This is a genomic window from Salinibacterium sp. G-O1 (assembly GCF_030063305.1).
Taxonomy (GTDB): domain Bacteria; phylum Actinomycetota; class Actinomycetes; order Actinomycetales; family Microbacteriaceae; genus Rhodoglobus.
In genome coordinates, this window is the sequence record NZ_JASISV010000002.1 from 837,728 (window position 1) to 851,177 (window position 13,450).

General features: G+C 64.0%; 11 protein-coding genes. 5 read left to right on the top strand and 6 right to left on the bottom strand.

Annotated elements, in window-relative coordinates:
* Window positions 1-9: 9 nt before the first annotated feature.
* Window positions 10-2,058 carry a glycogen debranching protein GlgX gene (gene glgX / locus QMG83_RS10485; protein WP_283505304.1) on the top strand — a complete coding sequence of 683 codons (2,049 nt, stop codon included), beginning with the start codon at window positions 10-12 and terminating at the stop codon, window positions 2,056-2,058.
* Between the two features lie 20 nt (window positions 2,059-2,078).
* Window positions 2,079-2,552, top strand: a complete 474-nt coding sequence (gene ybaK / locus QMG83_RS10490) for a Cys-tRNA(Pro) deacylase (RefSeq protein WP_283505305.1) — start codon at window positions 2,079-2,081, stop codon at window positions 2,550-2,552.
* A 5-nt stretch (window positions 2,553-2,557) separates the two neighbouring features.
* Here the strand turns inward: ybaK and glgP are convergent, their stop codons facing one another.
* Genes glgP through QMG83_RS10510 form a run of 4 tightly spaced genes read right to left on the bottom strand, consistent with a single transcriptional unit; the run spans window position 2,558 to window position 7,317 of the window.
* Window positions 2,558-5,113: an alpha-glucan family phosphorylase gene (gene glgP, locus QMG83_RS10495; RefSeq protein WP_283505306.1), complete on the bottom strand. Its 2,556-nt coding sequence runs from the start codon at window positions 5,111-5,113 to the stop codon at window positions 2,558-2,560.
* Between the two features lie 32 nt (window positions 5,114-5,145).
* Window positions 5,146-5,829: a signal peptidase I gene (locus QMG83_RS10500; protein WP_283505307.1), complete on the bottom strand. Its 684-nt coding sequence runs from the start codon at window positions 5,827-5,829 to the stop codon at window positions 5,146-5,148.
* A gap of 58 nt (window positions 5,830-5,887) precedes the next feature.
* On the bottom strand, window positions 5,888-6,640 hold the full coding sequence (locus QMG83_RS10505; protein ID WP_283505308.1) for a hypothetical protein: 753 nt from the start codon (window positions 6,638-6,640) through the stop codon (window positions 5,888-5,890).
* Window positions 6,637-7,317, bottom strand: coding sequence for a hypothetical protein (locus QMG83_RS10510; protein ID WP_283505309.1), 681 nt, complete (start codon window positions 7,315-7,317; stop codon window positions 6,637-6,639). The genes QMG83_RS10505 and QMG83_RS10510 overlap by 4 nt, the downstream gene beginning before the upstream one ends.
* Between QMG83_RS10510 and QMG83_RS10515 the strand changes: the two genes are divergently transcribed.
* The gene (locus QMG83_RS10515) at window positions 7,304-7,483 is read left to right on the top strand and encodes a hypothetical protein (protein WP_283505310.1); all 180 of its coding nucleotides are present in this window, start codon (window positions 7,304-7,306) and stop codon (window positions 7,481-7,483) included. The two genes, QMG83_RS10510 and QMG83_RS10515, sit on opposite strands and share 14 nt — an antisense overlap.
* A gap of 97 nt (window positions 7,484-7,580) precedes the next feature.
* Here QMG83_RS10515 and QMG83_RS10520 read toward each other — a convergent pair whose 3' ends face one another.
* Both QMG83_RS10520 and QMG83_RS10525 read right to left on the bottom strand, forming a co-directional pair.
* Window positions 7,581-8,168, bottom strand: a complete 588-nt coding sequence (locus tag QMG83_RS10520) for a hypothetical protein (protein WP_283505311.1) — start codon at window positions 8,166-8,168, stop codon at window positions 7,581-7,583.
* A 123-nt stretch (window positions 8,169-8,291) separates the two neighbouring features.
* Window positions 8,292-8,927, bottom strand: coding sequence for an alternate-type signal peptide domain-containing protein (locus QMG83_RS10525; protein WP_283505312.1), 636 nt, complete (start codon window positions 8,925-8,927; stop codon window positions 8,292-8,294).
* Between the two features lie 324 nt (window positions 8,928-9,251).
* Here QMG83_RS10525 and QMG83_RS10530 point away from each other — a divergent pair, with 324 nt between their 5' ends.
* On the top strand, window positions 9,252-11,276 hold the full coding sequence (locus tag QMG83_RS10530) for an alpha-1,4-glucan--maltose-1-phosphate maltosyltransferase (RefSeq protein ID WP_283505313.1): 2,025 nt from the start codon (window positions 9,252-9,254) through the stop codon (window positions 11,274-11,276).
* Window positions 11,276-13,450, top strand: a complete 2,175-nt coding sequence (gene glgB / locus QMG83_RS10535) for a 1,4-alpha-glucan branching protein GlgB (protein ID WP_283505314.1) — start codon at window positions 11,276-11,278, stop codon at window positions 13,448-13,450. The genes QMG83_RS10530 and glgB overlap by 1 nt, the downstream gene beginning before the upstream one ends.

The following is a 13,450-nucleotide window of genomic DNA, read 5'->3' on the forward strand; positions in this document are numbered from 1 at the left end:
CTAGAACCCATGCCTGAAGCCGATGCCCTTGCCGACCTCGGCGTAACCCTCAACGCAACGGGTGGCGAGCTGCGAGTGTGGTCCGCCAGCGCCACCAGTCTCGAGCTCTGTCTGTTCGACCGCCGCGACGCCAACTGGATCGCGAAGCGCCTGCCGCTCGAGCGAGGCGACGGTGACGTGTGGTCGGTCACCTCCCCCGACCTCGTGGCCGGAGTGCGCTACTCGGTGCGCGCGACGGGGCCGAACAAGACCGGTCACAAGTTCGACCCGGAGCTGCACCTGATCGACCCGTACGCCCGCGGCCTGGACCGCACCAAGAACGGTGACTGGCGCGGTTACGTGCAGGAGCCTGACACCTTCGACTGGGGTCACTCGACGAAGCCGAACATCGCCATGGATCACACGGTGATGTACGAGGCGCATGCCAAGGGAATCTCGAAACTCAACCCCGACGTGCCCGAGAACCTCCGGGGAACGTACGCCGGTCTCGCCCACGAGTCCACGATCGCGTATCTGAAAGAGCTCGGTGTAACGACGATCGAACTGCTGCCCGTGCAGCAGTTTGTGAGCGAGCAGCGTCTCATCAAGCAGGGCCTCACCAACTACTGGGGCTACAACACCCTCAACTTCTTCACCCCCCATGCCGCATACGCGAGCCGGGAGGCCCAGCTCGGCGGCACCGGCGCCGTGCTGCGCGAGTTCAAGGGCATGGTCAAGCTGCTGCACGAAGCCGGCCTCGAGGTCGTGATGGATGTGGTCTACAACCACACCGCCGAGGAGGGCTTCACCGGTCCCACGACGAGCCTTCGCGGTCTCGACAACAGGAACTACTATCGCCAAACCGCTGACGGCAAGTATGTGGATGTCACGGGCTGCGGCAACTCGGTCAACACCGCGACCCCGGCCGCCCACCGCCTCATCCTTGATTCCTTGCGCTACTGGGCCAACGACGTGCAGATCGACGGTTTCCGCTTCGACCTCGCCGCCACGCTCGGTCGCGACCAGGCGAACGTGTTCGACCCCGAACATCCATTGCTGCTGGCTATTCGCGACGATCCGAAGCTTGCCGGGGTGAAGATCATCTCCGAACCGTGGGATGTCGGCATGGGTGGCTGGCAGGTGGGCAACTTTCCGGCCGGCTGGAGCGAATGGAACGACGGCTACCGCGACCGTATGCGCGACTTCTGGCTGACAGACATTGGACACACCCGCGCACACGGCTCTGCCCCGAACGGCATCGGCTCTCTCGCGCGACGGCTCGCGGGCTCGTCTCACGTATTCAGGAACGACCGCGGCCCGATGGCATCCGTCAACTTCATTACCGCCCACGATGGATTCACCATGGCTGACCTCACCGCGTACAACGAGAAACACAACCTCGGCAACGGCGAGAAGAACCGCGACGGCACCGATAACAACCACTCGTTCAACTTTGGCGCCGAAGGTTCGACCGACGACGACGCCATCCGCGAGTCCCGCTGTAAGGCGATGCGCAACCTCCTCGGCACCCTCCTGCTGTCTGCCGGCATTCCGATGCTGACCGCGGGAGACGAGTTCGGACGCACCCAGCGCGGCAACAACAACGCGTACAACCAGGACAGCGAGCTCACGTGGCTGCCGTGGGAGCGCGAGGGCTGGCAGGACGAACTGCTGGAGATCACGCGCCAGCTGATCCACTTCCGCCGCGAGAACCCGGCGCTTCGGCCCGTGCGGTACGGGATCGCGGGCGAAACGATCCCCTCGGCCACCCAGATGGACTGGTACAACAAGGAGGGCATCTCGATGTCTGACCAGGACTGGGATTCGCCATCGCAACGCACCCTGCAGTACCTCGCGGCGTCGACCCCCGAATTCGAGGAATTCAACCGCATCCTGCTGATCGTTCATGGTCTCGAGGACGACGTGACGGTGACCCTGCCCGAGCATGCCGGCGTTAACGGCTACACCCTGTTGTGGGATTCCGCGATCGACGATCCAACCGAGTGGATGCCTGACCACGTGCCGGGCGAAGAACTCGTCGTCGCGGGCACGTCGATGCAGCTGTTCCGGGCGCACTGAGTAGTGAGCGGCACTGAGCGGTGAGCGGCACCCCGGCGACCGTGGCGCTGACGGCAGCGGGCATCCACTTCGTCGCGCACGAGTACGCGCACGACCCCGGCGCCACCAACTTCGGCGCCGAGGCGGCCGCTGTGCTCGGACTCGACGACGATCAGGTCTTCAAGACCCTCATGACCGACGTCGACGGTCGGCTCGTTGTGGCGATCGTGCCGGTGTCGGGCAAGCTCGACCTGAAGGCACTGGCGACCGCTGTTGGCGGCAAGAAAGCCGTGATGGCCGACCCCAAAGTCGCCGAGCGCAAGACCGGATACATTGTCGGCGGAATCAGCCCGATCGGGCAGAAAACGGCGCACCCGACCGTGCTGGACGAAACCGCCACCCTCTACGACACGGTTTTCGTGTCGGGCGGACGCCGCGGATTCGACATCGAACTGACCCCGGGCGACCTGCAGAGCATCACCGGGGCGATCCTTGCGCCCATCGGCCGCCCCTGAGCGCCCTACTCGGCGACGGCGATCAGCCCCAGTTCCGACGCTGACGCCATCAATGGATGCTGCGGCACTACCCGCACCGTGTAGCCGAAGCCGCCTGCCCGCGACAGCTGAACCGTGCCAGCGAAAACCTTGGGCTGGCCCGGACCTGACGGCATCAGTTCGAGAGCGGCATGCTGGACATCCTCGAGCGTGTCGCTTTCGCGCGCGCGGCCGTAGATCACTTCGACGCTGAGGTCGCTGGCGTCCAGCCCGTCGATGTCGACCGTGGCCCGCACGTGCAATTCATCGCCGACCTGCGGAACGCTGTCGACTCCCCCGGATTCGACGTGGGTGACGTGCACCTTTGGCCACGCCGCCGTGACGCGCGACTTCCAGGCCGCGAGTTCGCGAGCGGGCTGGTACCCGTTGGCGCTGATGGTCTTGCTCGCGGTCGCCGCGGGGATGTAGAGACGCTCGACGTATTCGCGAACCATGCGATCTGCCGACAGCGCTGGCGACAGCGTCGCGAGCGTGTGGCGAATCGAATCGACCCACCTGGTCGGAATTCCGTCGGCACCGCGGTCGTAGAAGCGGGGAGCGATCTGGTGTTCGATGAGGTCGTACATGCTCTCGGCCTCGAGTTTGTCCCGCTCGGCCCCGTCGCCCGCGGCATCCGCCGACGGGATGGCCCAACCGTTCTGCTCGTCATAGAACTCGGCCCACCAGCCATCGAGGATCGAGAGGTTCAGCGAGCCGTTCAGCGCCGCCTTCATTCCGGATGTTCCGCACGCCTCGAGCGGCCGCAACGGGTTGTTCAGCCAGATGTCGGTGCCGGGGTACAGCAGTTTGGCCATTGCGATGTCGTAGTTCGGCAGGAAGACGATGCGTTCGCGCACCTCGGGCTCCTGGCTGAACTCGACAAGCTTCTGGATGAGTCGCTTGCCCTCGTCATCGGCCGGGTGCGACTTCCCGGCGATCACGAGCTGCACCGGACGCTCGGGGTGCAGCAATAATGCGCGCAGCCGGTCGGGGTCGTGCAACATCAGGGTGAGGCGTTTGTAGGTCGGAACGCGACGGGCGAATCCGATGGTCAGCACGTTCGGGTCGAGCAGATCGGAAATCCAGGCCGGAGCGCCCACTCCCGGGTTCTGCTCCTGCCACGCGCCCGCGGTGCGACGGCGGGCGTCGGCGACAAGCTGTTCGCGCATCCTGCCTCGTACCGCCCAGATGTCGTCATTGCTGACGGCCGGGGACGACCAATCGACGACTGTCGTGTCGACGGTGCCGAAACTCTTGTGGGCCAGCTCGAGCATCTCCGGGTCTGTCCAGCTCGGCGCGTGCACGCCGTTGGTCACCGAGGTGATCGGAACGTCGGCGTTGTCGAATCCGGGCCACAGGGCACCGAACATCCCGCGCGAAACCTCGCCGTGCAATTTCGACACACCGTTGGCGCGCTGCGCCAGCCGCAGCCCCATGACTGCCATGTTGAACATGTTCGGGTCGCCGCCCTCGTAGCTCTCGGTACCCAGGGCGAGTACGTCCGTCGTGGCTACGCCGGGCAGGAGGTCGGTGGAGAAATACTGCTCGATCATGCCGATCGGGAACCTGTCGATTCCGGCCGGTACGGGCGTGTGGGTGGTGAAAACCGTGCCAGCGCGGACGGCCTGCAGGGCATCCCCGAAGACGAGGCCCTCCCCGATCAGCCCGCTGATGCGCTCGAGCGCCTGGAAGCCGGCATGGCCCTCGTTGGTATGGAAAACCTCGGGCTTCGGCATACCGGTGAGGTCGCTGTAGAGCCCGATCGCCCGAACACCGCCGACGCCGAGCAGCAGCTCCTGCAGCAGCCGGTGCTCGCCACCGCCGCCGTAGAGGCGATCGGTGACGGAGCGAAGGTCATCGCTGTTTTCCGAAATATCCGTGTCAAGCAGCAGCAAGGGGATGCGACCCACCTGCGCCACCCAGACCACGGCCGAGAGCGCACGGCCGTCGGGCAGCGCAAGGGTAACTCTGGACGGCTGGCCATCCGGCTGCCTGAGCACACTCAGCGGCAGACCGTCCGGGTCGAGCACGGGGTAGGTCTCCTGCTGCCAGCCCTCACGCGAAATACCCTGGCGAAAGTATCCGGCGCCGTAGAAGAGTCCGACTCCGACAATGGGCACACCCAGATCGGAGGCACTCTTGAGGTGGTCCCCCGCGAGAATGCCCAGGCCGCCCGAATACTGCGGAAGCGCGGCGGCGATGCCGTACTCCGGAGAGAAATAGGCGATGGATGCTGGCGCGCCCTCGAGCTGCTGGTACCAGCGCGGTTCGCGCAGGTAGCTGTGCAGGTCATCAACGAGGCGATTGGCGGTGCCGACGAACTCCTCGTTGGCGGCGAGCTCGTCGAGCCTGGCGGGTTCGACAGCTCCGAGCATCTCGATGGGATCGTGGCCGACCTGATTCCACAGTGCCGGGTCGATCGCCTGGAAAAACTGGCGTGTGGGCTCGTGCCACGACCACCGCAGGTTGGAGGCGAGCTCCTCGAGCGCAGCAAGCGTCTGTGGGAGAACAGCACGAACCGTAAATCTTCTGATTGCCTTCACCGGGACAGCCTAAACCCGCAGGGTGGGACGATTTAACGCGAAAGGTCTGGATCGTATTGTTCCGGCTCGGGCGGCGGCGCCGGCACCAGTTCGGCGACGGAATCCGGCGAATCCGCGACCAGCGGGCTCACGTCGTCATCCCTGCGCTTTCGCCTGCCGGCGATGCTCGAGATCACGGTGTACACGGCGTAGGCGAAAAGCAGACCGGCAATGATCGGGGTGACCAGCGGACGCGTTTCGCCGTTCACCGCGTTGTTGACGAATCCCAGATACGGGATCGCATACCAGAGGGTGCCTTTGACCTGGACTTCCATGATCGGCTTGGGGTCGGCGAGGTCGTTGTTGTCACCTTTGGTGATAAACGTCGTCTCACCCTCGAGACTGACGCTGCGTGTGATGACTCGGTGCGAGATGACGGCCGGGTTTCCGGACTTGATCTGGTAGGTCAGCACATCCCCCACCTTGATTTCGTCGATGGGGGTCGGCTTGATCACGATCAGGGTGCCTGGCGGGAACTTCGGCGCCATGGAATTGGTCAGGACGGTCAGGGCGGAACCGCCCACGATCGCCGGCGCCGCAATCACGAGCACGGCAATAACCAACACCATCACCAGGAGCGCCCCACTGAGAGCCAGCCCTAGGTAGTGCAGCAGGCTTTTCTCTTTAGGGTCCCCCTCGACTGGCTCGCCTGTGCCACCGCCTTCGCGCGCCGCCATGCGACTCCCCCATCCGATCATCGAGTCCGGTTGAAGAATAGTGCACAATGCTCAGGTGTCAGCGGTCGACTGTCCGGCGTCGACGACGGCCCAGAATCACGAATAGCCAGCCGACCCCCAGCGCTATCGCAGCCGTGATGAACGCCGGATAGGCCAGGGTTCCTCCCGTGTACGCGAGCCCGTCCGACCCAGCGCGCTGGTCCAGGCCTGACGTGGTGGTCTCCGTGCTCGGGATGATGACAGCATCGACCGAGCAGCCGTTGGGGGCAATCTCGAGGCCAGGGTCAGACAGAGCGACGGCGAGGTCGACGTGACCGGCCGCATCCTGCGCCTGGTTCCCTGTGAGCATCGGGGACACACGTAGCGTCAGGGAAACTGAAACGATCTGACCCTGTGTCATGACCCTGTCGGGTACGACAGGCTGACAGGCCGTCAACGCGCTGAACCGTGTCGGCTGAAGTCCCTTGCCTGCGGCGTCGGCGCCTTCTATCGTCATAGCTTCGTCGAGCACGGTGTCGTCGGTGGATGCATTGGTGAGTGAGAGCTGCACGAAGGTTGGGTTTGAGCGCAGGGATCGGATGAGCAGATTCGCAGTCGCAACGTCTCCCGGCACATAGCGCACGGCGCTTGCGAACAGGAATGACGGCGGAGTTGTCGACCAGGTCGCGCCGCCATCGCGGCTGTACTCGGCCGTGGGTGTGGCTGCGGTCGCCGCCAGTGGCGCGCCCAGACTCAGCATGAGGCTTGCGGTGATCGCGATCGCCCCCGCGACCGCCGCTGGTCGTGTCATCGTCTTCGCGAATCGGATCACGGCGTGCACGATGTTGACTCCGGTCGCTCGTTGCCGTGCCAGAACGGGCCCTGGTAGTAGATGGGCGTGGTTGACGCCTGGCTCGTGCCGTACGGGTTTCCGGTGTAAACAATCCGAACGTTGGAGTCCGCCGAGATGTTGACGTCACCACCGATGACTCCCACCACAACGCTGCGTGGGTCGGTGAGCGTCCGCGTCAGTGAGGGAGTCGTGGCGGCGGGCGCGCCCACGGTGTCAACGAACACCTGATAACCCGTAGCGCCCACGACCGCCGGCCAGGTCAGTGTGGAGAAGCCCTCCTTTTGACCCTTTTGATCCGTGGTCACGCATGTTGGTGTCGGCGCGGGGACCGAATACACGGATTGCGTTGTGGATGTCGCAGCGCTGGTGACCCAGCTACTGGCTCCCACACGGCCCGTGATGGTGAAGGTGGCGACCACGGACTGCCCCTGCATGGCAGACATCGGGCCGACCAGTTGGGTTGCCGCGCACAGAGTAACGGCCGAGTTGGGGCTGGGGTTGGCCGCGCCAGATGGCATGGCCGGAGGCGAGGCGACGGTGCCCGGTATGTTGAGCGGCGTCGTGCCGCAGTTCGACGAACCTGTCGTCCAGAGCCACAGCGTCAGATTGGCGGCAAGAGTGGCGTTGGTATTGGTCACGCCAATGGAGAACGTCATCGGGGCAGACCCCGTGTTCGACACCGTGATGGGTTTGATGACGATCGGACTCGATTGGGCCGTGGTGAACATGTACGTGGTGTTGAGCGTCGAGAAGTTGCCTGCCGTCATGCTGAATGTTGCAGCGGAGGCAGTCGTGCTCGCGGTGGCCGCCGCAGACCAGTAGGCGTTAGCCGCCACGGCGCCAGAACCGAGCATGAAGATGGCCAACGACGCGGCGCAGGCCGCCTTGATCCCGGGGATGCGTGCTAATCGTGCGAATATCACGACTGGACTCCTGTCAGATTCACGGAGACTGAGGTAGTAGCCCCCGCCGCGCTGGCGGAGGCGCTCGAGAGCATTGAGACCACGAGGCAGAGCGGCACAGTCGAGGCCGGAGTGGTCGTGCTGTCGTAGGTGGTTGCCGCCACGGCTGTGACGCCGAGCGATCCTGCCGCGACAGCGGTTCCCGGTGCTGCGCAGGTTCCTGGTGCGACCTTGATGTCGAGACCATTGACGCCCTGACCCACAATCGAGCTGACGCTGAGGGCGAGGTCTGCCGAGCCTGACGCCGACACGGTGAAGTCAGCGGTCTTGGTCACTCCCGGGTACAGGCCCGAGAGGGCCGCTGCGCCGCTGGTGATAACCAGGCTGGCGCTGCCGCTTTTGATGGTTGTCGACGCTCCCCCCGCACTTCCTGCCGGGATCGTCTGGGCCGAGTTGAGGTAAGCGTAGGTTCCTCCGGCTGCAAGCACCGAGAGTGAGATTGCGACGGTGACGGTGACCATCGACTTGAGAATGTTCGAAAAACTGAAGAGAGACCGACGACGCTTCGTCACGGTGACGCTGGGCGTCTGTGTGAGTCGAGGCATGGCGGTCTCCGCTTTCGTGTGATCTGTCCCTGTTGGACGTGGCCTGTCGTGTCGTGGTGTGAAGTCGTGCTGGTCCCGCGGTGGGCGTGTCGAGATTCGGGTTCGACACGCCCACTGGTCGGGCTACTGCTGGTCGACGGTGACGGTCAGACCTGCGAGGTTGACCGAGCCGAGCATTGACGCTTTTTCATTCAGGACAGCGGTGGAGTTGGGTCCGGCGGTGGTGACCGTGGCGGCGTCCTTCGGGTAGGTGATCGTCACCGTGACGGTAACCGGGCTGTTCGTGATACCGGCTGTGCCTGGTGTGATCGAGTAAGTTCCCGTGGAGCCGATGGCGGCGATGCCGGTACCCGAAGCGGCGATCGTTGCGGTCTTCGTCAGGTACGCAGCGAGCGCGACGTCTGCTGCTCCGGTCGTTGCCGCGGTGATCGAACCGGCACCGAGCGCGAGGGTCGCGGTCAGGTTGTTACCGGTTGCGGTGACGTTGACGGTCTTCGTGAGCGTGAACTTGTCACCGGGCGATGCGACGAATGAGGAGATGGTGGAGACGGTCGTGGCAGTTCCGGTGCCGTTCTTCTGTACCGTCCAGCCGTCGGTGCTCGGTGCCGTCGCCGGCGCCGCGACCTTCAGGTTTCCAGCGGTGATTGTTCCGCCGGTGATGCCGACCGAGTCGTTCCAGTAAGCGAACGTTCCAGCGCCACCCATGAGGAGTGCTACGCCGGCAGCCGTTGCGACTGCACCCTTGATGAGCTTGTTCATGATGTTTCCTTTCGAGGGCGCTACGAATAGCACCAGATTTTGGTGTGAGAATGCGCACCAGCAATCTGGCGTGCGCGGGTCGATGCATGTTTGTAGAAGATGCCTGCACTTGGTCAGGCAGAGAATGTGGCCCCCAGAGACTGAGCTTTCTTCCCCCCACAAGAAATATATCGTGTGGGTTCTAGGGGGGACAAGCTTTGTACCCCACCCAGAACGGGGGACAAAGTATGTCCCCCCTAGTGCCCACCGGATATACCGGGCGCTTATTTGCCGGTATTTCACAGGAACTGCCGAGCAGACGGCCCAGTGCGCTAACTTCGAAAGGTGGCAAAGACAAAAGTTGACAGCGTGGTCTCGCCGGCCACAAACATCCGCACGCCAGCCATCGGCCGCATCCCCATACGCAATCTCTCGCCTCAGCAGCCAGAGAACCGTTGGCCCGCAAAGAGCTTCGTTGGCGAGGTGGTTCCGTTCACAGCGACCGTGTTCCGGGAGGGCCACGACCTGATCGGAGTGCAGCTGCTGCTGAGAGATCCCTCGGGGGTCGAGCAGGTGCACCGCATGATTCCCCTGGGCGCTGGCACCGACGGGTGGACAGTGGATGCTCAACTCACGTCACCCGGAACCTGGACGTGGCGCATCCGTGCGTTCACCGACGACTGGCACACCTGGCAGCACAACGCAGAGCTGAAGATCCCGGCGGGGGTGGACGTCGACCTCATGTTCACAATGGCCGACCAGTTGCTGGCCCGCGCCGGTTCCCGCAAAATTTTCACCAACGCCCGGCAGTCGCTTAAAGACAGTACGGTCACCCCCGAGGTCAAACTCGCTGCGGTCACCTCCCCGGCCATCGTCGCTGCCATCGATGCGAAGCCACTGGCCAGCCTCGAGACCTTCAGCGAGACGATGCCGCTGAGGGTGGAGCGAGCCAGGGCCGCGGTCGGCAGTTGGTACGAATTCTTCCCCCGCAGTGAAGGAGCGAAGCAGGCGAAAGACGGTTCCTGGGTCTCCGGCACCTTCCGCACCGCTGCCAAGCGGCTCCCCGGCGTCGCGGCCATGGGTTTCGACGTGCTCTACCTGCCGCCCATCCACCCGATCGGAGTCACCAACCGCAAGGGCCCGAACAACACGCTCAACGCTGGCCCGCAGGATCCCGGCTCGCCGTGGGCGATCGGCGCGGCCTCGGGTGGCCACGACGCGATTCATCCCGACCTCGGCACCGTCAAAGACTTCGCTTTTTTCATGGGTGCTGCCAAGAAGGTGGGCCTCGAGGTCGGAATCGACCTTGCGCTGCAGTGCTCGCCGGACCACCCGTGGGTGACCGAGCATCCCGAATGGTTCACGACGCTGCCGGACGGCACCATCGCGTACGCAGAGAACCCTCCCAAGAAGTACCAGGACATCTACCCGGTGAACTTCGATAACGACCCGGAGGGAATCCGCGTCGAGGTGCTGCGCATCGTGGAGTACTGGATCTCGCTCGGCGTACACATCTTCCGTGTCGACAACCCGCACACCAAGCCGCTTGCGTTCTGGGAATGGCTTCTCGGCGTGATCTACGAACGGCACCCGCAGGTTGTGCTCCTCGCCGAGGCCTTCACCCGCCCGGCAATGATGCAGTCGCTGGCCGGCGCCGGGTTCCAGCAGTCCTATACCTACTTCACCTGGCGCAACACGAAACTCGAGCTCGAAACGTACTTCAAGGAAATCTCGAAGCAGTCTGCCGACTACTTCCGGCCGAACTTCTTCGTGAACACCCCTGACATCCTGACGGAGTACCTGCAGTTCGGCGGGCGTGGTGCCTACAAGGTGCGCGCCGCGCTGGCGGCGACAGCGTCACCGTCGTGGGGCATGTACGCCGGGTATGAGCTGATCGAGAACGTGGCGCGGCCCGGCAGCGAAGAGAACATCGACAACGAGAAGTACCAGTTCAAGCGTCGCGACTGGGCGAACGCCGACGAATCCGGGGTCAGCCTCTCCCCCTACATCACGCGGCTCAACCTCATCAGGGCGGCGCATCCTTCGCTCCGGCAGTTGCGAAACCTCGACGTGCAGTGGACCGATGACGAGTCGATCATCGCGTACTCGAAATACCTTGCAGCCGAATTCACCGGCACCGGCTCGCCTGACGGTCTGATCATCGTCGCCAACCTGGACTCCCACGCCGTGCGCGAGACAACTGTGCACGTCGATCTCACCAAACTGGGCCTGCCCGCAGACGCCCAGTTCGAGGTCATCGACCTCATCACCGGTGACACCTTCACCTGGGGTCGAGACAACTACGTACGCCTGGATCCGTTCACCCAGCCCGTACACATTCTGCGCGTTGCGTACCCGAAAGGAATCTGATGGCCAACCTGAGCCCCACACTTCCCGAGCTTCATCCCGGACTGATCGCCTCGGTCGTCGGTGGCAGTCACCCGCAGCCGCACGACACCCTCGGGCAGCATGCGTTTGAGAACGGTTTCGTGATCCGTGCGCTGCGGCCGCTGGCATCCAGCGTCACGGCTGTGCGCACGGATGGTTCCCGCGTCGAGCTCGCTCACGTGGCGGATGGGCTCTGGCAGGGCTTCGCCGCCGGTGCCGGGCTGGCGTATCAGCTCGAGACACAATACGACGGCGCCGCAGACTGGGTCGCTGATGATCCGTACCGTTTTGTGTCGTCGGTGGGCGAGATGGACCTGTATTTGTGGGCCGAGGGTCGCCATGAACAGTTGTGGCATGTGCTCGGGTCACACTTCCGGCCGCATGAGGGCGTCGTCGGCACCAGCTTCTCGGTGTGGGCTCCCCACGCTCAGGCAGTTCGCGTTGTCGGTGATTTCAACAGCTGGAACGGGGTCGGGCACGCCATGCGCCGCCTCGACGACAACGGCGTCTGGGAGCTATTCGTGCCAGCACTCGACCCCGGCAACACCTACAAGTTCGAGATCCTCACCCCTCACGACGGGTGGGTCACCCGAGCCGATCCCATGGCACGCTACACCGAGGTCTCCCCCGCTACCGGCTCGAAGGTCGGCCAGACCCAATACACCTGGGCAGACGACTCGTGGATGTCACGGCGCGCGTCAACCGACCCGCAGAACTCCCCCATGAGCGTGTACGAGCTCCACGTGGGATCGTGGCGGCCAGGGCTGAACTATCGCAGCCTCGCCGTCGAGCTGATCGACTATGTCACCCAGCTCGGTTTCACGCACGTCGAATTCATGCCGCTCGCCGAGCATCCATTCGGTGGATCCTGGGGCTACCAGGTGACCGGCTATTTCGCGCCAACCAGCCGGTTCGGTCACCCAGACGACCTCAAGTTCCTCATCGACAGCCTTCATCAGGCTGGCATCGGCGTGATCATGGACTGGGTTCCCGGCCATTTCCCCAAGGATGAGTGGGCGTTGGCGAAGTTCGACGGCCTGCCACTCTACGAGCACTCGGATCCCCGCCGTGGCGAGCAGATGGACTGGGGCACGCTTATCTTCAACTTCGGCGATTCGCAGGTGCGCAACTTCCTCGTCGCCAACGCGCTGTACTGGCTCGAGGAGTTCCACATCGACGGGCTCAGGGTCGATGCCGTGGCATCCATGCTCTATCTTGACTACTCCCGCGAAGAGGGCGAGTGGCTGCCGAACCAGTACGGCGGACGCGAGAATCTCGAAGCGATCGGCTTCCTGCAGGAGGTCAACGCGACCGCCTACAAGCGCAACCCCGGAGTCATCATGATCGCCGAGGAGTCGACGTCATGGCCCGGCGTCACCAAGCCGACAACCTCATCCGGTCTCGGTTATGGCATGAAGTGGAACATGGGGTGGATGAACGACACCCTGCGCTACATGGAGGAAGACCCGGTCAACCGGTCGTGGCACCACAACCTGCTCACCTTCGGGCTCATCTATGCGTTCAGCGAGAGCTTCCTGTTGCCCATCAGCCATGACGAGGTCGTGCACGGCAAGGGGTCGCTGCTGCACAAGATGCCGGGCGACCAGTGGCAGAAGCTGGCCAACGTGCGGGTCTACCTCGCGTTCATGTGGGCTCATCCTGGCAAGCAGCTGCTGTTCATGGGCAGTGAATTCGGGCAGCCCTCTGAGTGGAGCGAAGACCGGGGGCTTGACTGGTGGATTCTCGACCAGCCTGTGCATCAGGGCCTGCAGAAGCTCGTGACCAACCTCAACAAGACCTACACGGCGAGCCCCGCACTGTGGGAGCAGGACAACGACTCCGCAGGATTCGAATGGCTTGACGGCGGCAACTCGGCGCAGAACGTGGTGGCCTTCGTGCGCTGGTCACGCTCCGGTGAACCGCTCGTCGGAATCTTCAACTTCGGCGGCAATCCGGTTGGCCCATACCGCATCGGCCTGCCGTTTGCCGGAACGTGGGACGAGGTCATCAACACCGATGCCGAGGAGTTCGGCGGATCCGGCGTAGGAAACTACGGCTCAGTGCAGGCCTCAGACGAGCACTTCCAGGGCCGCCCTGCCTCGGTCGAGCTGACCCTGCCGCCGCTCGGAGGCCTCTGGCTGAAGCCGCGCCGCTAG

Excerpts from the sequence above, each read along its gene's own strand:
- glgX (WP_283505304.1), top strand. The coding sequence starts at position 10 with ATGCCTGAAGCCGATGCCCTTGCCGACCTCGGCGTAACCCTCAACGCA.
- QMG83_RS10500 (WP_283505307.1), bottom strand. The coding sequence starts at position 5,829 with ATGGCGGCGCGCGAAGGCGGTGGCACAGGCGAGCCAGTCGAGGGGGAC.
- QMG83_RS10515 (WP_283505310.1), top strand. The coding sequence starts at position 7,304 with ATGGAGAACGTCATCGGGGCAGACCCCGTGTTCGACACCGTGATGGGT.
- QMG83_RS10510 (WP_283505309.1), bottom strand. The coding sequence starts at position 7,317 with ATGACGTTCTCCATTGGCGTGACCAATACCAACGCCACTCTTGCCGCC.
- QMG83_RS10520 (WP_283505311.1), bottom strand. The coding sequence starts at position 8,168 with ATGCCTCGACTCACACAGACGCCCAGCGTCACCGTGACGAAGCGTCGT.
- QMG83_RS10525 (WP_283505312.1), bottom strand. The coding sequence starts at position 8,927 with ATGAACAAGCTCATCAAGGGTGCAGTCGCAACGGCTGCCGGCGTAGCA.
- glgB (WP_283505314.1), top strand. The coding sequence starts at position 11,276 with ATGGCCAACCTGAGCCCCACACTTCCCGAGCTTCATCCCGGACTGATC.